Raw genomic sequence first — 18,092 nt, 5'->3', positions numbered from 1 at the left:
GATGAACAAGTCGAAAAGCATGACTGCCGTTGCCGCCGCGCTGGCGATGTGCATGGCAGGAAGCGCCTTCGCGCAGGACCGGCGCTTCGACGGGGGACCCGATCGGCATGACCGGTACGAGCAGCAGGGGTCGCGCGTCGAGCATGGCCCTGGCGCAGACCGCGACCACCGGGATGTACGGCCGCAACCGCAGTTCATAGGACGGGGCTACGTCCAGCCCTACGCGGACTGGCATCGCGGAGCCCGGCTGTCTGGCGAGTATCGAGAAATGCCGTCGTGAACGGCTGGCGCGCCAACTGGCCGCAGTAGCTCAGGTGGTCGACGGCGCCATCTGTGCGCAGACGTTGCGACCCGTGATGGTGAGGCGAAGTCCGCCGCCGTGCCATTCGAGCCAGTTCAGTCTGACGTAGGCGTCGATGTCGTTGTCGTCAATCCGGCCAGCCTGGTGGCGCTGGAGGTGATCGACGGTGGCAGGCAGGGCCTGCCGCAGTCGTTCACGGTTGGCGGCTTCGCTGGCTGCCCTGGAAGATGCGCGCGTCTGAGAAATCGATGCCATGGCTGATACGTGATCGTTCGGATCGCAAAGGTAAACCGTATCAATGTACGCTTCTTGCAGCCGACGTCACGGACCTATTTCTCGTTTTCGCGCAGGACAAACACTGAGCGAAGGCCTTCCCAAGGCCTACTTGCGCGTGCGCAAGAGCTTGCTGACTTCGTCCACGTTGTCGCTGATGCGCTTGCGCACCACGTCGAAAGCCTCGGCCTGCGACTTGGCTGCCATCTCGGACAGTTCGCGGATGTCATTGAGCGCCTGCTTGAACGCCGCCTTGCCCATGGCGTCGAGCTTGGCGAGGTTCTCGCGTGGATCGCCAGCCGACATGCCCTTGACCGTGCCCTGCCATTCCTGGATCGAAGTCTTGAGCATCTCGGTCTGGCGTTTCACGACGGCCTGCAGTCCCTGGTAGGACTTCTCGTTGGCTTGCATGAGGGCTTGCAGGTCCTTGCGTCCACCTTCGACGATCGCGCCGGCCGCGCCGGCCAGTGGAAGGTTCTGAAGGCGATCGGAAATGCCTTTCAGCGGCTTGATGAAGGCGTCCTGGACGTCCTCGGCGGCCGTGCCGCGCGGTGAGCCCGCCTTTTTCGCGGCGGTAGTGCTCGTTTTGCTAGTTGCCATGGTGCGGTGTCTCCAGGTTGGTGTTGGAGTTGCCACGATACGCCCTCAGGGCGGTCCGATGGAAGCCCTGGATGACGAATTCACGGCCGTGGCGAGCCTGCTGCCTGCGCTCAGCGTGCCGCGAGCGCGGCGTCGGGCAGTTCGATCTTGACCTCGAGCACCTCAAGATCGTCCTGCTTCTCCAGGTGGACCTTGATGTCCTCGGCCTTGATCGAGACGTACTTGGAGATCACTGCGATCAGCTCGCGCTGCAGCTCAGGCAGGTAGTCGGGGCGCTTGCCGCTCAGGCTGCTCCGCTCGTGCGCGAGGATGATTTGCAGCCGTTCCTTGGCGACGCTCGCCGTCTTCTTCTTTTCGCCCAGCAGAAAGGAAAAGAGTGACATGGCTACCTCGTTCCGAAGATTCGTTTGAAGAAGCCGGGCTTCTCGGCGTCGACGAAGCGCATCGGCTTTTCTTCGCCGAGGAAGCGCGCCACCACATCGCTGTAGGCCTGGGCCACGTCGGTTTCCTTGTCGTGGATCGCCGGCACACCCTGGTTGGAGGCCTGCAGCACGCTCTCGGACTCGGGGATCACGCCAATAAGCTTGATGCGCAGGATGTCCTGGATGTCTTCCAGCGACAGCATCTGTCCGCCGGCCACGCGATTGGGGTTGTAGCGCGTGATCAGCAGGTGTTCCTTGATGGGGTCGCCGCCTTCCTTGGCACGCTTGGTCTTCGAGCTCAGCATGCCGAGGATGCGGTCGGAGTCGCGCACCGAGGAGACTTCGGGATTGGTCACGACCAGCGCCTCGTCGGCGAAGTGCATCGCCATCAGTGCCCCGACCTCGATGCCCGCGGGCGAGTCGCACACGATGTAGTCGAAACCCTGGTCGGCGAGTTCCTTGAGGATTTTCTCGACGCCTTCCTGCGTGAGCGCGTCCTTGTCGCGCGTCTGCGAGGCGGCCAGCACGTGCAGGTTGTCGCAGTGCTTGTCCTTGATGAGCGCCTGGCTCAGGTTGGCCTCGCCCTGGATGACGTTGATGAGGTCGAACACCACCCGGCGCTCGCAGCCCATGATCAGGTCCAGGTTGCGCAGGCCGACGTCGAAGTCGATCACGGCCGTCTTCTTGCCCGCGAGGGCGAGCCCCGATGCAAAGCTCGCGCTCGTGGTCGTCTTGCCGACGCCGCCTTTGCCTGAGGTCACCACCACAATTTTGGCCATTGCCATTCCTTCTTCGTTCGTTTCGGTTGTTCTGTTGCGCGGAGCCGGATCAGAGGATCGGGTTCATGACTATTTTTTTGCCGTCCAGCGAGATCTGTGCCGTCTTGCCGGCGATGTCGTCCGGCAGCGCGACTTCGGCGGTGCGGTAGATGCCGGCAATGGCCACCAGCTGCGCCTCCATGCAGGTCGTGAAGATGCGTGCCCCGGTGTCGCCGCGTGCTCCAGCGATCGCCTTGCCGCGCAATGGTGCGTAAACGTGCACGTTGCCGTCCGCGATGACTTCGGCGCCGAAGCTCACGACGGCGGTCACGATCACGTCGCCACCGCGCGCATACACCTGCTGGCCCGAACGCAGCGGCTTGTCGATGACGAGCGTGCCGTTGGCAGGCACCGGCACCTCGCGCACGATCTGGGGAGCTTCGCTCGGCGCCTCGGCTGGCGGTGCGGGCGCCCGAGGCGTCGGCGCGACCGGCATGGCCGTGATCGACAGGCCTGCGGCCCGCGCGGCGATGTTCTGGGCATTGCTGCCGCCGCGCACCGCGACAGGTTGCGTCTGGTGGCGCGCCAGCAGGCTGCGCAGCGCGGCGAAGTCGATGTCGGCTTCCGCCTGCTCTTCCTGCAACAGCGAAAGGTCGATGACCACCGGCTCCTGTTCGAAGAAGTCGGGTGAGTCCGCCAATTGGGCGTCGAGCGCTTCCGCCAGGACCTCCAGATCAGCGGTCTTGAGGATGACCGCGATCAGCGGCAGCGTGGCGCTCTTGAATTCGAATACCGCCTTGGTGCGCGCGGCGGAAGCATCGGCCATGGAAAACGTAGGTTCGAAAAGCGTTGGAGTCTAACGGGAGTGGCTTCCGCGCCGTGAAACTCTTCGATCTCGATGACGCGACACAACATCTCTTTCATGAGGTTGCATGTTTCGCGGCACTTCAACGGCGTGATCGACCCAGCAGTGCATAGAGCAGGATCGCACCGAAAGTCGCGGTGCCGATGCCGCCGAGCGCGAACTGCCCGAACTTGAGCGTGAAGTCGCCCGTGCCGAGGATCAGCGTGATCGCGGCGACGATGAGATTCTTGTTCTGCGAGAAGTCGACCCGGTTGTCGACCCAGATCTTGGCGCCCGCCACTGTGATGAGGCCGAACACCACGATGCTCACGCCGCCCATCACCGCCAGCGGGATCGCCTGGACCAGCGCGCCGAACTTCGGGCTGAAGCCCAGCACCAGCGCGATCAGCGCGGCAACGACGAACATCGCCGTCGAGTAGATCTTGGTGGCCGCCATCACGCCGATATTTTCGGCATAGGTCGTGACGCCCGTGCCGCCGACGGCGCCGCTCACCATGGTCGCGATGCCGTCGCCGATGAAGGCGCGACCCAGGTAGGGATTGAGGTCGCGTCCCGTCATCGCGCCGACGGCCTTGAGGTGGCCGAGGTTCTCGGCCACCAGGATGACCGCGACCGGCGCGATCAGCAGGATGGCATTGACCTCGAACACCGGCGACGAAAACGTCGGAATGCCGAACCAGGGCGCTGCCGCCAACGGTCCGAGATCGATCGGCTTGCCCAGCCCCAGGCCATTCGTCAGCACGGCGTAGATTACGCTCGCGGCGATCAGGCCCATGAGGATCAGCAGCCGTTGGATCATCCCGCGCGTGTAGACCGCGATCAGGCCCACGCAGAGAAAGGTCAGCGCCTGGATCCAGGTGTCGAAGCCCGTGGGCGCCATGTTCTTGATCGGCACGCTCGCCAGGTTGAGCCCGATCACGGCGACCACCGCCCCGGTGACCACCGGCGGCATCAGGCGCTCGATCCAGTGCACCGCGACGTCCTGCTCGACTTCTTCCACTTCGAGGCCTTCGAGTCCGCGCACCGGCGCGCGCCGGGTGCGCCGCTCATTGGTGAGCGCCACCAGCACGCCGATCAGCACGTAGACCAGGCCGCAGACGATGATGCCGCCCAGCGCCACGCCCAGGTTGTTGTTGGGCCCCGAGCCCGCATAGCCGCTGGCTGCGATGACTACGCCGATGAAGGCGAAGCTGGACCCCAGGTAGCTCGGCACCCGTCCGCCGGTGATGAAGAAGAACAGGAGCGTGCCGATGCCGCTCATCAGGATCGCGATGTTGGGGTTGAAGCCCATCAGGATCGGCGCCAGGACCGTGGCGCCGAACATCGCGATCACGTGCTGCACGCCCATCGCGGCGGTCTGTGGCCACGGCAGGCGCTCGTCGGGCGCGACGATGGCGCCCGCGGAGGCCGTGACCTTGCGCCACCGGGGAAGGTAGGAATCGCTATCGCTCATGTGTGTCTCCTCGTTGTTGTTGTCGAAAGGAATACAGGGGATGCGTCAGCCGCCGCGCGGCGCCAGGACGGCCATGGTGATGCGGGAGACGCAGGTGAGCTCACCTGCGTCGTTGGTCAGGTCGATCTGCCACACCTGCGTGGTGCGGCCCCGGTGCACGGGGCGTGCAGTGCCGGTGACCCAGCCCGTGGAGGCGGACTTGAGATGGTTCGCGTTGATGTCCAGGCCCACCGCGCGGTGGCCTTCTGGCGCCGAATAGTGCGCGCCGCACGATCCCAGCGTTTCCGCGAGCACCACCGAGACGCCGCCGTGCAGGATGCCGTAGGGCTGCACGGTTCGCTTGTCCACCGGCACGCGCGCCCGGATGAAATCGTCCCCAATTTCGAGGAATTCGATCCCGAGGTTGGAGACCGTCGTATCGACGTGGCTTTGGGTCAGTTCGTTGATCGAGATTTCTTTTTTCCAGATGCGCATTGAAAGAGTCTCCAGTTGAGGTGGCAAAACTATAGCGATTGCCGCCGAAAACGCGCGCCCACGGCTGACAGCACAAGCCACACAAACCAAGCAAGCTCGCATCATGACCCAGGCTCGACGTTGGATGGCTGTTTCTGCCGCCGTGGTGGTACTGCTGCTCGTCGGGGTCGGCCTCTGGGTCCGCGGACACTTGCCGGGCGACGAGGCCTTTGCCGCGGCGCTTTCCTCGCGTTTCGAGAAGGCGTCCGGCATCGGCCTGCGGATCGGCGCAGCGCATTGGGCACTGCGACCCGCGCCGGTCATCGTGCTGGAGGATGTGGCGACTGTTCAGCCACGGCCGATCACCGTGCGCCACCTGGTCGTTCGGCCTCGGCTGGCATCGCTCTGGCATCGCCAGGTGTCCATCGCCGAGATCGAGGTCGAAGGGGCGACGCTGCCCAGCGCGTCCGTGCGTGCATTCCGTGGGCGATGGGATGCCGCCGATGACGCGGTTGTGCTGGCGGGCGCGTGGACGCTCGCGGACATCCCGGTCGAGCGGGTACGCATGCGTGACGTGACCTGGGTCGACCGCCGCGACATTGCGCTGGCCTATGACGTGGACCTTCGCTTCGATCCACGCTGGCGGCCACGCGAGGGCGAGATCCGGCGGTCGGGCGTCACGCCGGTCGCGAGCTTGCGCGTCGAGCGCGAAGCCAACGAGGACCGCTGGCGCACGCTGATCGACGTCGCCGACGGCACGTGGAACGGCAGCACCCAGCTCCAGACCGACGACAAGGGACGGTTGCGTCTCACGGCGCAGTTGACGCCGAAGAACGTGGACGTCAGCGTGCTGGTCCGCAGCTTTGGCCGGCACAGCGTGGTCGAGGGCCGGCTGCAGGGGCAGACCGAGGTCGATGCCGAAGGCGACAACGTTGGAGAACTCGTTCGCCGACTGCATACGCACACGCGCTTCACCGTGGCGCCCGCTACGTTGACCGGCTTTGATCTGGCCAAGGCTGTGACCGGCAATTTCGGTCGCGGCGGCCAGACGCCGCTCGACGCTCTCAGCGGCACGCTCGACACGCAGATAGCCGACGAAGGCGTGATCCTGCGCTACAGCGGCCTGAAGGCACGCTCCGGCGTCCTCAGGGCAAGCGGCAGCGCCACCGTGGTCAATCGACGCCTGGATGGCGAGGCGGCGGTCGACCTCGTCGACGGCGTAGTGGGCGTGCCTCTCAAGCTCGGCGGCACGCTCGACGCGCCCGTGCTCTCGCTGACCGGCGCGGCGCTCACAGGCGCGGCCGTCGGCACGGCCGTGCTGCCGGGCGTCGGCACCGCGATCGGCGCGCGCATCGGGCAGCAACTGGACAAGCTGCTCGGGGATGAGGAAGCAAGGAAACAGCGCCCCGCGGCGCCCCCGCCCAAGCAACGCTGAGCGCTACCGCCGTTACAGCAGGCATCGACCGTTCAATTTTCTTTACGCTCGCTAGACAATGCCGGGGCGGCTTGAATGCCAAGCTGCGCGCTTTCGTTTCGATCAAAGCAGTCCCTACGAGGTGTTCAGTCATGCACGTCAGCTATTCGGTCTTCACGGAAGCGAGGTTCTGGATGATGGTGGCGATCTCGGTGGTGCTGCCCTTCTGCATTTATGCCGTGCTGATCGCCAAGCAGGCCATCTCGCGCATGACCGTCCTGGTGCTCGGCTTCTCGCTGGTCGCGATCGCGGGGCTGGACGTCTTCTTCCTCCAGCGACTGGCCACGACCGCAGCCGCGACGCCGTCGCTGGCGGACGATGTGCTCTTTGTCTCGGAAGTCCGCGTCGCGCTGTACCTGCTCCCGGCGCTGTTCGCGGGCCTCGGCATCAATGTGATCTCACACGTCCTGACGACCCATCTGGTCGCTGCCGAAAGGCGCTTCAGCGAGCAGCAGGCAAAGCCGGCCCAGCCCGAGGTCTAGATCAGCGAGGCCGGTTCAGAAAGACTCCCAGTCGCCATTCGATGCGAGTGCGACCGCCGCCTGATGCTGTGGCGGCCTCGATGCCGCGGCGGTCTTGACCTTGGCAGGTGCGACAGGTGCGGGCGAGGCGCGCTGAATCGGGGTTGTGCCCTGCCCATCCGCGAGGCGGAACACGCTGACCACCTGGGAAAGGCTGCCAGCCTGCTCCTGCAGCGATTGGGCCGCGGCGGACGCTTCTTCCACCAGCGCCGCGTTCTGCTGCGTCACCTGGTCCATCTGCGTGATCGCCTGGTTGATCTGCTCGATGCCCGAGGTCTGTTCCTGGCTGGCCGCCGTGATCTCGCCCATGATGTCCGTCACGCGCTTCACGCTGTCGACGATCTCTTCCATCGTCCGGCCAGCCTCGGCGACTTGCTTGCTGCCTTCCGCGACCTTCTCCACCGAGTCGCCGATCAGCGTCTTGATTTCCTTGGCCGCTGCCGCGGAGCGTTGCGCGAGGCTGCGCACTTCGGAAGCCACGACCGCGAAGCCGCGGCCCTGTTCACCTGCGCGCGCAGCCTCGACCGCCGCATTCAGCGCCAGGATGTTGGTCTGGAACGCGATGCCGTCGATCACGCCGATGATGTCCACGATCTTGCGCGACGAGGCATTGATGGAGCCCATGGTGTCGACCACCTGGCTGACCACGCTACCGCCCTTGACTGCCACTTCGGAGGCCGAGACGGCCAGTTGGTTGGCTTGGCGCGCGTTGTCCGCGTTCTGCTTGACGGTCGAGGTGAGTTCCTCCATCGAGGCAGCCGTCTGCTCCAGCGAGCTGGCCTGCTCTTCGGTGCGTGAGGACAGGTCCTGGTTGCCCGTCGCGATCTGCGTACTGGCGGTGGAGACGTTCACCACCACGCCTTGAACCTGGTGCAGCGATGTGTGCAGCGCGGAGCGCATCGCGTCGATCGCCCGCAGCAGCCGGCCGGTTTCGTCCTTGGCGTAGCTTGATTGCGGTGCCCCGGTCAGGTCCATCGCGGCAATGGCCTGCGCCATCGACTCGGCCTGTCGCAGCGGACGCGTGATGCTGCGCGCGAGAAGCCATGCCAGCAAGCCGCCCAGTCCGAGCGACATTGCGGTACAGACAGTCAGCAGCGTACTCGTCTGCGCGCGCAAGTCCTGGCCGCGCCGTGCCGCCGCATCGAGGTTCGCGCGCTGCATGTCCACCATGCGCTGCACGCCCGCGAGGTAGTTGACGGAAGTTGGTTCGAAGCGCGAGGTGAACACGCGGTTCGCGCCTTCGAGATCGCCTGCCAGCTTCAGCTTGCTGACCTCTTCGCGCGCGGCAAGGTAGTCCTTGCGCAACTCCCCGACCTTCTGGAACAGCTCACGCTCTTCGGGCTTGGACATCTGGCCTTCGATGAATTTCTGCAGCTCGTTGGTCCCCTTGATGGAAGCCGCAGTTGCAGGCGCGAAGTAGGCGATCAGGCTCGAATCGCTGCTCTTGGCGATGGCGGCGGCTCGCTGCACACCCGACGTCGTGTGCCGCAGCCAGTCGGAGCCGGCGCGCTCGGTCTTGACACTGTTGTTGACCATGCCGTCGATTTCGACGCCCAGTTCGCGCAGCTTCAGCACGGCGAACACACTGCTGGCGAGGAAGAGGGCAAGGATGGCACCCAGCACAAAGGCCAGGCGCCTGCCAATCGAGATATTGCTCAAGAACATGATCGTGATTCCAGAAAGATGCGGAGGGAGTGCGCCAACGCATATCGGCTGGAAACCGACAAAACTTGAGGGAGACGCGAAGAGCGCGGTGCGCTCTCCGGCCCGAGACCGGGGTTTGGGGCCTTAGAACTTGTAGGTCAGGGCCAGGTACGGAACGATCGGATCGAGCTTCAGGCTCGATTCGCTCGTCGCCACGGGCACGCCCAGCGCCGTCGTGGTCAGGTTGGCCTTCGTGCGCAACGGGATGTACGACACCGAGAAGGCCACGCCCCAATGCGGATCGAATTGATAGGCCATGCCCACGTTGAACACCGGCGCGAACTTGCTGTCGATCTTGGCCGTGGTCGACGATACGGCGACCGGGATGCCAATTCGGCTGGCGAGCGCGCCCTGGAGGCCAGGCGTGAGGTTCACGTCGCTATACCAGACATAAGTGGCGCCGAGACCGACGTAGGGACGGAACTTGGCTTCGCCCTCGTTGAAGTAGTACTTGGCGAGCAGGGTGGGGCTCCATTGCCGTGCCTCGCCGAGTTCACCGATCGGGCCCAGCGTGCCGACGCCGTCGAGCTTGAACTTCGGCGGGATACCCATCACGCCCTCGACGGCCCAGTGGCTGTCGACGAAATAGGTGGCGTTGAGGCCCAGCGTGTCGGAATTGCCGACGCTGGCACCGGACCCGGGAACCACGGCGTGCACCGGCGAGGTGAAGGTCAGGGGATCGCTCGAATCCTGCGGGGAGAGGTGAAACCAGCCGGCGCCGACTTGCCAGTCACCAGCCTTTTGCGCAAGGGCACTGCCCGATCCGAGCGCGGCAACGGCCGCCAGCGCAAACAGTTTTGTCTTCATCATGAGAGAGGGAAAGAAAGGTTCAGTGGTTGGGGGAGGGAATAAGGATACGGTGCCGTTTAATTAGTTCGGCTTGCCGTGTCGCGTACGCTACAGCAGAAATGGGTGTGTCGTGAGCGCACACACACGTTCAACTGATGGGGGCTCAAGTTTTGCGCCTGTACGATGCGTCGGCACCGCAACAGGAGTGAACATGATCGGAAGATTCCTTGCCATGGCCCTCACGATGCTGCTGGCCGCTTGCGCAAGTACCGCCACCATCCAGACCGATTACGACCCTCAGGCCCAATTCGGCAACTACCGGAGCTACAGCTGGATCACCAGCGCCGACGGCGGGGCGTTGCTGCCGCAGAGCATCGTCGCCGGCATCGACGCCCGCTTGCAGGCGCGAGGCTGGAAGCTCGCACCCGAAGGCGACGTGCACGTGTCCGCCCACGTGACCCGGGTCCAGGGGCAGAACTTCAACAACTTCTACAGCGGCATCGGCCACGATCTCAACTGGCTCGGTGTCGGCAGCGGATGGCCGGGCTACCACACGATGTCCGTCGACACCTATGAGAAGGGCACGCTGCTGGTCGACATGTTCGATGCGCGTACCAAACGGGCGATCTGGCGTGGCAGTGCCAGCGGCGTGCTGCCGGATGATCCTTCACGTGTGGATGCCAGCGTGCAGGCCGCGCTCGACAAGCTGTTTGCCGGCTTCCCGCCGGGCGGTGCGTCCGCGCGCTGAGAGCGCGCGCTCACAAGAGGCCGCGAGACCCGAGCTCCTTCGCCAGCGCATCGGCGCCGGTGAATTCGTAGGCTTGCAGCCCGGCCCCGATTGCGCCGGTGACGTTCGGCTCGGCGTCATCGATGAAAAAGGTTCCGGCGGGTGTCACGCCCAGCGCCCCCAGGCAACCCAGGTAGGCGGCGGGCGCCGGCTTCGTGGCGCCAAACGATGCCGTGGCATGGATGGTGTCACCGAACAGTGCAGCCACCTCGGGGCAGAGCCGGTCCATGTGCGTGGCGAGCAGCTTGCAGTTGTTGGTGAGGATCGCAATCCTGGTGCGTTCGGCGACGGCCCTCGCCAGCCGCATCACCTCGTCGTCGAGCGTCATGGAAGCGTGCCTCGCGGCCAGCCACTCATCCAGCGTCAGCGGGTAGCCGAGGAGTCGGCCCAGTTCGCGGAGGTATTCGTCGTCGCCGATCAACCCCGCGTCCGCCCGCGATTCCAGGCCCGTGCCCCAGATGGCATGCCGAACCACCTCCGTGCTTCGGCCGGTCGTAGCCGCCAGGTGGTCGACGCGCACCGGGCGGTCGTAGCGGCAAAGCACGCCATCCAGGTCGAACAGCACCAGGGCGATCGATGCGGTCATTCCGGTCCGATCCATCGCCAGGCATCGGGCCGCTATCCCGCCGTGACCTGGCAGGCCGCGCGGATGATGCGGTTCGTCGGATTCGGGTCGACGTCGAGGAACAGCATGGGGGGTGGACTGCTCGCGTAGTCGCTCGTCTTGTCCGGCGGACCTTGCCAGAGCGGCGCCTGGTAGAACTTGGCGTAGATGTAGCTGGCCTTCCGGGCGCGGCAATCGAAGACCACGCTGGATTCATAGGAGCGGTAGGGCACCTGATCCCAGTTGAAGCGTTGCGTCTTGCGGCTGACGCGCACGTTCATCGTGCGGAGCCTGCCGTCGGTCTTCGTCGCGACGGGGTCGACCTGCACCGTGTCGACCGACGCGTCGGCCGGATTGCCGGTCACGGTGAACCACTGGGTCTCTGCCTGGGCGTTGCAACCCGCGAGGCTCAGCAATACAAGCCACCTTCTCACTTCGAATCCTTCTGCTGGCGATCAAATTTGATTCTAGCCAGCAGCCTTGCGGCGCCCTGACGGGCCGCGCCTTCAGGCCGCGCGAACGACCTCCTGATCGGGCCCCTCGCCGTGCAGCCGCTCGACCTCCGCCGCGCGCCGGGTCAGCACCGCCCGCTGATTGATGTAGCCCTTGTCGGTGATCTCGCCGGCGTCGATGTCGGGCGGCGCACCGAGCACCAGCGCGCGCACCGGGCATTGGGACGATCCAGCGCCGGAGTCGCGCAGCTCGCGCATCACGCGCAGCAGCGCGGTGTGCAGTTCCTCCCTCGGCCGGGACGCAGCCTGCGGGCTCAGAAACACCAGCATGCCGATGTCGGCGCGGTCGTGGCCGGTGATCACGATGTCCTGCGCCAGCGGGGCGAGGCGTGAGACGAGATCGACACGCAGCGTGCCGACCGACACCCAGGTGCCGCTCGAGAGCTTGAAATCCTCCGCCACGCGGCCGTGGAACATCACGCCGCGTTCGGGCCGGTCCGCATGCGCGAGATAGCCTGCATCGCCGATGCGGTAGTAGCCCTCCTGGTCGAAGGCTTCGGCGCTTTCGCGCGGAGCGTTGCGGTACGCGGGAAACACCGACACGCCCTTGACCCGCATCTCCAGCTTGTCGCCGTTGGGCACGAACTTGAGCTCCAACCCCGGCAGCGGCGCGCCGATGCATCCTGCGCCGTCGAGCTGCCAGTGCGCCGAAGTGATGGCGGGCGAAGTCTCGGTCGCGCCCCACGATGTGGTGAGCCATAGCGGGCGCGAAGGCCGGGCGCGATGCGCCACGGCCTCCAGCCGCTGCCATGTCGATGGCGCCAGCGCCGCGGCAGCATAGAAGGCCAGCCGCAGCCGCGACAGCACCTCGGCCGCCAGCGCCTCGTCGGCCTCCAGGAAGGGGAGCAGCATGTCGAAGCCACGCGGCACGTTGAACAGCAGCGTGGGCCGAACCTCGCGCAGATTGCGCACGGTCTTCTCGATCAGTCCCGGCGCGGGCCGCCCTTCGTCGATATAGAGCGTGCCGCCGTGGCACAGCACCATGTTGAAGTTGTGGTTCGCACCGAAGGTGTGGCTCCAGGGCAGCCAGTCGACGAGCACCGGCTTTTCCCTGTCCAGGAAGCGCCAGGTCTGCGTCATCATCTGCTGGTTTGCGCACAGCATGCGGTGCGTGTTGATCACCACCTTGGGCCGGCCGGTCGAGCCGGAGGTGAGCAGGTACTTGGCGTGGTCGTCGGGCACGATCGCTTCGAAGGCCTGCATGACGTCCGGCGTCTCCTCCGTCTGCATCAATCGATCGAAGGCTTGCGCGCCGGAGTGCGCGTCGGCATGGCGGCTGAACACGGTGATCGCATTGCCGCCATAGCCCGCGAGCGCCTCGTCGTACACCTTGGCGTCGGAGGCGTAGATCAGCGCCGGGTCGAGCGCGCGCAGCATGCCGTGCAGCCGCGTCGGATCCTTCGCCATGCGTGAGTAGGCGCTGGACAGCGAGCACGCGGTGCGGCCGATGTGCATCGTGGCGAGCATCAGGACCGCGTGATCGATCGCGTTGTCCGACAGGATCACGACCGGCCGGTCCTTCGGTACCCCCAGGTGCAGCAGGCCCTGCGCCACAGCGCCGACGGCACGGCGCAGGCCGCGGTAGTCGAGCGTTCGCCAGCCTTCGCCGCTTTCATCGCGCTCTGCCAGCGCGAGCGCATCGGGTGTCTCGCGCGCCCAGCGCTCCAGCCATTCGCCGATGCAGCGTGCATAGGGCCTGAGCGCGACGGGTGAGCGCAGCACGAAGGAGCCATCGTCGAAATCGATGCGCACCGTGCGTGGCGGCGCGATCTGGGTTTCGTCGTCGAAGAAGCCGGGGGTGGTCATGGTCATGTCTCCGGAGCTTGCCTGCGGCGCGGATTGCACCGGCCGTCGCTTCTTGTCATTCGAGTGTGCTTGAAGCGGCCTTGGCGCGAATCAGGTCCAACAGCAAGGTGTCGCGTGCCGCTTCGAGGTCGCTGGTGCGCCGCGCCCCGAGTTCCGATGCCACGCCTTCGGCCACCTGCTGCTTGAGTGCGGGTGTCATCGAAGGCGCACCCAGGTCGTGCCACCAATCTTCGATCGGACCACCGAGGTGGTCGAGCACGTGCGCAATGCCGCCCGCGCCGCCTGAAAGATGCAGGTTCATGAACGGGCCCATCACGGCCCAACGCAACCCAGGGCCGTGCGCGATGGCCGTGTCGATGTCCGCCACCGATGCGACACCTTGGTCCACCAGATGGAAGGCCTCGCGCCAGAGCGCAGCCTGCAGGCGGTTCGCGATGTGGCCCTTCACCTCGCGCTTCACGTGGATCGGCCGCTTGCCGATCACGGCGTAGAAGGCCATCGCGCGCGCCACCGTCTCAGCCGACGTGTGCTCGCCGCCAACCACTTCCACCAGCGGAATCAGATGGGGCGGATTGAAGGGATGACCCAGCACCACGCGCTCCGGATGCGTGCACGCGGATTGGACGCTGCTGATCGCGAGGCCCGACGAGCTGGACGCAAGGATGGTGCGCGGGGGCGCGGCGGCGTCCATGCGGCGGAACAGGTCAATCTTGACGTCCATGCGTTCCGGGCCGTTTTCCTGCACAAAGTCCGCATGGACCACTGCGTCTTCAAGCCGCTCGTGGAACCGCAGGCGATCTGTCGACGCGCCTTCCGCAAGCCCGAAGCGTTGCAGGGTGGGCCAGTGCTGCGCGACCGCATCGCGCAGCCGGGACTCCGCGCCGGGCGAGGGATCCGTCGCATCGACGTCGAGGCCGCGCGCGAGAAAGTACGCCGCCCAGCTTGCACCGATCACGCCGGTGGCGACGACCGCCACCCGCTTCGCTTGTTCAGTTGTCGTGCTCATTGGCATCCTCCGCCATGTCGCCTAGTTCAGTGCGGCGCGAACTCGGGCCGCGGCGTGCCGACGCGCGGCAGGCCCATCATCTGGCGCGCTTCGGCTGGCGTGGCGGGCTCCATGTCCATCTCGCGGATGATCCGCACGATGCGCTCGGTGAGTTGCAGGTTGGTCGCGACCTCGCCGTGGCGGTAGTAGAGGTTGTCTTCCAGCCCCACGCGCGCATGGCCGCCGAGCAGCAGCGCGCTGATGTTCGCCTCCAGCTGCGACGGCCCGATGCCGCTGACGCAGAAGATCGCGCCCTTGGGCAAGGTGTCGACCATCATCTGCAGATGGCGCGGCGAGAAGGGCATCGCGTTCTGGAAATTTCGGTGCACGTTCATCACGAGGTTGATGAAGTAAGGCTCCTCGTCCAGCCCCTCGTTGATCAGCGTCGTCGTGTCCTGGAGGATGTGCGTGGGGCTGAACACCTCCCACTCGGGCTTGATGCCGCGCGCCTTCATGCCGGCTGCCAGCTCGCGGCCCTTGGTGAGCGGCGTATCCATCAGGATCTCGCGCCCTTCGAACGACAAGTTGAGCGTGGTCGCGTCCAGCGTGCACATCTCGGCGCCGGCATCCATGCCCTTGATGCGCTCTTCCCACGCAATCTCCCAGCGATTGCCTGGCAGCGGCTTCACCATGTCGCCATGCACGCCGCCGCCGGTGGAGTTGTTGATCACGATGTCGCAGCCGGTTGCGCGGATGCGCGTGTTGATGTCGCGATAGACGTCGGCATTGCAGGTGGCACCGTCGTCGGGCCGGCGTGCGTGGATCGCAGCCACGCTGGCGCCGGCGTTCCAGCAGCGCACCACGTCTGCGGCGATCTCCGCGGGCTGGGTGGGCAGGTGGGGGTTCTGGGACTTGTGCGCCATGCCGCCGGTCGGGGCGATGGTCACGATCACTTTGCGTTTCGACATGCGCTATCTCCTGTGGACAGCGCTGTATTATTTTTGGCTGCCTTCGCCCTGGCAGTCATCGCGACGACATTTCGGATCAGGGTTTACGAGGCGCTGGAGCGTTCATGCATCACAAGAAGCCGGCCGAGCGACAAGCGGCGTCCGTTTCGCTGTCACTGTCGATTTCCACGCTACTGGCGTTGTCAGGCTGGTTTCCTCAATTGGAGCCAGACGCACAGGCCCGCGTGCTCGACGACATGCGTGAGGAACACGTCGCCGCCGGCGCGGCTTTGTGCCGGCGGGGCGAAACCCCGCTGCACTGGTACGGCACGCTGGAAGGCCTGCTCAAATGGTCGCTGACCTCGGAGGACGGCCGCTCGGTGACCTTCGGCGGTCTGTCGGTGGGCAGTTGGTTCGGCGAGGGCACGTTGCTGCGCGCCGTGCCGCGCACCGCCGACATCATCGCGCTGCGCGACAGCCGCGTGGCGGTGCTGCCGATCGACACCTTCGAGTGGCTGCACCGCACGCAGATGAGCTTCAATCATTTCCTGCTGGTGCAGATCAACGAGCGCTTGCACTGGTTCATGGGCAACTATGCGGCGCAGAGGCTTCTCGATGCGGACAGCCAGGTGGCGCGCGCGCTGGCGGGGCTGTTCCATCCGTGGCTTCATCCGCTCGGGCAGACGCACCTGGAGACTTCGCAGGAGGAGATCGCCAATCTTTCGGGGCTGTCGCGGCAGCGGTGCAACGCAGCGCTCAACCGGCTGCGCGAGGCCGGCTTGCTGCGCATCGAATACGGCGGCATCACCGTGATCGATCTTGAAGGACTGCGGCGCTTTATCGATCAGATCTAGGATCAAAGCCGGGCCAGATCCGGGCCTCCGCGCGTTCCGAGCCATGTGCGTTCATAGGCTTTCCGCGCCGCACGTTCAGCCGCGGCGTCGCCCTTCCGGCGCTCCACGTCCACCAGTCCGGCGAGCGCCCATCCGTTGTTTTGCACGCGCACCAGTGAGTCCCTGAACACCTGTTGCGCCTCGTCGAGCTTGCCTTGACGCAGCATCACTGATCCAAGCGATTGCCGCACGGGGTAGTACCAGTAGGGCGGCTCGGTGTAGGGGAGGGTGTCCTCGATCGCAATGGCGTCCCGATAGAACCTGGCCGCACCATCGAGATCGCCCTTCGCGTCGGCGAGCCGCCCGGACGCCACGAGGCCGGCGATGCGGATGATCTCCCTGGCGGGCAACTGCCATGCCTCGAAGGACTTGTAGTCGGCCGTGCGTTCGATCTGCTGGATGGCGTCAATCTCCTTCTGCGCGTTGGCCTCGTCCTTGCGAGATGCGTAGGCGACGGCTCGCGCGTAGTGGTACATAGTCGACACCAGCGCCGCATCGCCCGACGGCGGCGCGAGCTTGAGGATGGTGTCGGCGTCGCTGAAACGCGCATGCGCCGCAAAGGGCGCGGACTTGATCGGCTGCAGGATCGGGAAGCTCTTCACGAGTTCCATCGGCACCGAGGCATCGAGCTTTCCGGCCGACTCCACAGCGGTCTTGCCGTCGCCGCCCATCAGCGCCGAAACCAAGACGAAATGGATGTTGTGCGGGTAGTAGGCCGTCTTGTAGATGGGGTCCGACGCCGAGGTCTTGAAGTAGTTTTCGTCGACTTGTGCCGCCTTGCGGTTCAGCGTCATCGATTCGCGGTACCTGCCGACGCGGTAGTAGATGTGCGCGGGCATATGGACGACGTGGCCGGCGCCCGGCATCAACGCCGCGAGGCGATTGGCGTAGGGCAGAGCCTTGTCAGGCTGCGTGGACGCCTCCATCGCATGAATGTAGAGATGGATCGCGCCGGGATGCACAGGATTGCGCCGGAGCACCGTTTCGAGCGTCGCGACGATGTCTTCGCCGCGTCCTTTTGACTTGGCGCCCCCAGCTTCCCAGTAGTCCCAGGGCTGCGTGTCCATGGCGGCTTCGGCGTAGAGCGTCTGGATCGTGTCGTCGGCCGGGAAAGCCGCCGCGACCGTCTTCATCGCGTCGGCATAGGCGGCGTCGAGCGGTGCGCGGTCCGGCGGAGGATTCGCGACATAGCGCTTTTCGAGCGCGCCGATCAACGCCTGCTCCCTGGCGCTCGCGCCGCCCTTGAGCGCCACCGCCTTGCCCAGTGCTGCCACGGCTGGCGCATTGGCCTCCGGCATCATCGGTACGTTGATGTTGGTGCCGAGCACGTAGGCCTCGCCCCAGAAGCACATCGCGCATGTGGCGTCGAGCTTCTGCGCGGCCTGGAAAGCGCGTTGCGCCTCGGCATGGTTGAAGCCGAACGACAACCGCAGTCCCTGGTTGAAATACGCCTGCGCCTTGGGGCTGCGGGTCGTGATGGGGAACGCGAGCGAACCGAGATCCTTGTAGAGCGGCACGTCGCTGCTGGCCACTGGTGCGGATGCGGCGGTCTGGCTTGCGACGCGAACCAGCGCTTTGAGAAGGGCTGGCGGACCCGAGACCACGGGCCCGCAGACACTGCGTGGCGACGAAAGCAGCGGATCGAAGCCATCGGCGGCGCGGCCGGCACTGCCGTTTGCCGGCAGCAGTGTGGCCGAAGCGACCATGCAGGCGGAGGCCGCGCGAATGCCCCGACGCGACAGTGGGGATCGATGCAATGACATGGCGTTCCTCCTCGAGGACCGGGACACCGCCGACATGGCGCAGCAGTGTCTGCGGCAGGGGCATGCTTCGGATCAGAGGGCCGAAATTTTGGCACTCGGTGCAGGGAATCGCAATCGAGGCCCTATCTCGAAGGCGTTATGGCGCATGTCGCTCGTCAATCTTCCGAATGGGAGTCGCGACC

General features: G+C 65.6%; 20 protein-coding genes and 1 pseudogene. 5 read left to right on the top strand and 16 right to left on the bottom strand.

Annotated features, from left to right (window positions below):
* The first annotated feature begins 1 nt into the window (after position 1).
* A complete protein-coding gene (locus AC1DHL_RS19635; RefSeq protein WP_478103263.1) occupies positions 2-280 on the top strand; it encodes a hypothetical protein in 279 nt (92 codons plus the stop codon).
* 30 nt (positions 281-310) lie between these two features.
* On the opposite strand, the gene AC1DHL_RS19630 is transcribed toward AC1DHL_RS19635, so the two are convergent.
* The 7 genes from AC1DHL_RS19630 to AC1DHL_RS19600 form a co-directional block, all read right to left on the bottom strand.
* Entirely contained in the window at positions 311-556 is a 246-nt protein-coding gene (locus tag AC1DHL_RS19630; protein WP_478103262.1) for a hypothetical protein, read from the bottom strand.
* Positions 557-682: 126 nt separating this feature from the next.
* Positions 683-1,174, bottom strand: a complete 492-nt coding sequence (phaP, locus tag AC1DHL_RS19625) for a TIGR01841 family phasin (protein ID WP_478103261.1) — start codon at positions 1,172-1,174, stop codon at positions 683-685.
* 110 nt (positions 1,175-1,284) lie between these two features.
* A complete protein-coding gene (minE, locus tag AC1DHL_RS19620) occupies positions 1,285-1,557 on the bottom strand; it encodes a cell division topological specificity factor MinE (RefSeq protein WP_478103259.1) in 273 nt (90 codons plus the stop codon).
* A gap of 2 nt (positions 1,558-1,559) precedes the next feature.
* A complete protein-coding gene (minD, locus tag AC1DHL_RS19615) occupies positions 1,560-2,375 on the bottom strand; it encodes a septum site-determining protein MinD (protein ID WP_478103258.1) in 816 nt (271 codons plus the stop codon).
* 49 nt (positions 2,376-2,424) lie between these two features.
* Positions 2,425-3,180, bottom strand: a complete 756-nt coding sequence (minC, locus tag AC1DHL_RS19610; protein WP_478163059.1) for a septum site-determining protein MinC — start codon at positions 3,178-3,180, stop codon at positions 2,425-2,427.
* A gap of 121 nt (positions 3,181-3,301) precedes the next feature.
* The gene (locus AC1DHL_RS19605; protein ID WP_478163058.1) at positions 3,302-4,672 is read right to left on the bottom strand and encodes a solute carrier family 23 protein; all 1,371 of its coding nucleotides are present in this window, start codon (positions 4,670-4,672) and stop codon (positions 3,302-3,304) included.
* Positions 4,673-4,717: 45 nt separating this feature from the next.
* Positions 4,718-5,146 (bottom strand): hotdog fold thioesterase, encoded by a 429-nt coding sequence (locus tag AC1DHL_RS19600; RefSeq protein WP_478163057.1) that lies wholly within the window; start codon positions 5,144-5,146, stop codon positions 4,718-4,720.
* 124 nt (positions 5,147-5,270) lie between these two features.
* Between AC1DHL_RS19600 and AC1DHL_RS19595 the strand changes: the two genes are divergently transcribed.
* On the top strand, positions 5,271-6,560 hold the full coding sequence (locus AC1DHL_RS19595; RefSeq protein WP_478163056.1) for an AsmA family protein: 1,290 nt from the start codon (positions 5,271-5,273) through the stop codon (positions 6,558-6,560).
* Positions 6,561-6,691: 131 nt separating this feature from the next.
* On the top strand, positions 6,692-7,081 hold the full coding sequence (locus tag AC1DHL_RS19590; RefSeq protein WP_478163055.1) for a hypothetical protein: 390 nt from the start codon (positions 6,692-6,694) through the stop codon (positions 7,079-7,081).
* A gap of 15 nt (positions 7,082-7,096) precedes the next feature.
* Here the strand turns inward: AC1DHL_RS19590 and AC1DHL_RS19585 are convergent, their stop codons facing one another.
* Positions 7,097-8,785 (bottom strand): methyl-accepting chemotaxis protein, encoded by a 1,689-nt coding sequence (locus AC1DHL_RS19585; protein WP_478163054.1) that lies wholly within the window; start codon positions 8,783-8,785, stop codon positions 7,097-7,099.
* Positions 8,786-8,908: 123 nt separating this feature from the next.
* Complete coding sequence (locus AC1DHL_RS19580) at positions 8,909-9,634, bottom strand: OmpW/AlkL family protein (RefSeq protein WP_478103251.1); 726 nt, start codon at positions 9,632-9,634, stop codon at positions 8,909-8,911.
* Positions 9,635-9,824: 190 nt separating this feature from the next.
* On the opposite strand from AC1DHL_RS19580, the gene AC1DHL_RS19575 reads away from it, so the two are divergent.
* Positions 9,825-10,361, top strand: a complete 537-nt coding sequence (locus AC1DHL_RS19575; RefSeq protein ID WP_478163053.1) for a DUF4136 domain-containing protein — start codon at positions 9,825-9,827, stop codon at positions 10,359-10,361.
* Positions 10,362-10,371: 10 nt separating this feature from the next.
* Here the strand turns inward: AC1DHL_RS19575 and AC1DHL_RS19570 are convergent, their stop codons facing one another.
* From AC1DHL_RS19570 to AC1DHL_RS19545, 6 genes and pseudogenes are all read right to left on the bottom strand, one after another.
* Positions 10,372-10,986 (bottom strand): HAD family hydrolase, encoded by a 615-nt coding sequence (locus tag AC1DHL_RS19570; protein WP_478163052.1) that lies wholly within the window; start codon positions 10,984-10,986, stop codon positions 10,372-10,374.
* 32 nt (positions 10,987-11,018) lie between these two features.
* A complete protein-coding gene (locus tag AC1DHL_RS19565) occupies positions 11,019-11,438 on the bottom strand; it encodes a surface-adhesin E family protein (protein WP_478163051.1) in 420 nt (139 codons plus the stop codon).
* A 72-nt stretch (positions 11,439-11,510) separates the two neighbouring features.
* Positions 11,511-11,933 (bottom strand): hypothetical protein, encoded by a 423-nt coding sequence (locus AC1DHL_RS19560; protein WP_478163119.1) that lies wholly within the window; start codon positions 11,931-11,933, stop codon positions 11,511-11,513.
* A 138-nt stretch (positions 11,934-12,071) separates the two neighbouring features.
* Positions 12,072-13,322 (bottom strand): annotated as a pseudogene (locus AC1DHL_RS19555) (AMP-binding protein); the annotation flags it as partial.
* A 55-nt stretch (positions 13,323-13,377) separates the two neighbouring features.
* Positions 13,378-14,328: a 3-hydroxyacyl-CoA dehydrogenase NAD-binding domain-containing protein gene (locus AC1DHL_RS19550; protein ID WP_478103246.1), complete on the bottom strand. Its 951-nt coding sequence runs from the start codon at positions 14,326-14,328 to the stop codon at positions 13,378-13,380.
* A 26-nt stretch (positions 14,329-14,354) separates the two neighbouring features.
* Entirely contained in the window at positions 14,355-15,275 is a 921-nt protein-coding gene (locus AC1DHL_RS19545; RefSeq protein WP_478103245.1) for a beta-keto acid cleavage family enzyme, read from the bottom strand.
* Between the two features lie 104 nt (positions 15,276-15,379).
* On the opposite strand from AC1DHL_RS19545, the gene AC1DHL_RS19540 reads away from it, so the two are divergent.
* Entirely contained in the window at positions 15,380-16,108 is a 729-nt protein-coding gene (locus tag AC1DHL_RS19540) for a Crp/Fnr family transcriptional regulator (RefSeq protein ID WP_478103243.1), read from the top strand.
* A gap of 2 nt (positions 16,109-16,110) precedes the next feature.
* Here AC1DHL_RS19540 and AC1DHL_RS19535 read toward each other — a convergent pair whose 3' ends face one another.
* Positions 16,111-17,910 (bottom strand): tetratricopeptide repeat protein, encoded by a 1,800-nt coding sequence (locus AC1DHL_RS19535; RefSeq protein ID WP_478103242.1) that lies wholly within the window; start codon positions 17,908-17,910, stop codon positions 16,111-16,113.
* Positions 17,911-18,092: the final 182 nt, after the last annotated feature.

The organism is Variovorax sp. 10L426, from assembly GCF_056395305.1.
This window is presented reverse-complemented; position numbering and strand designations above follow the sequence as displayed.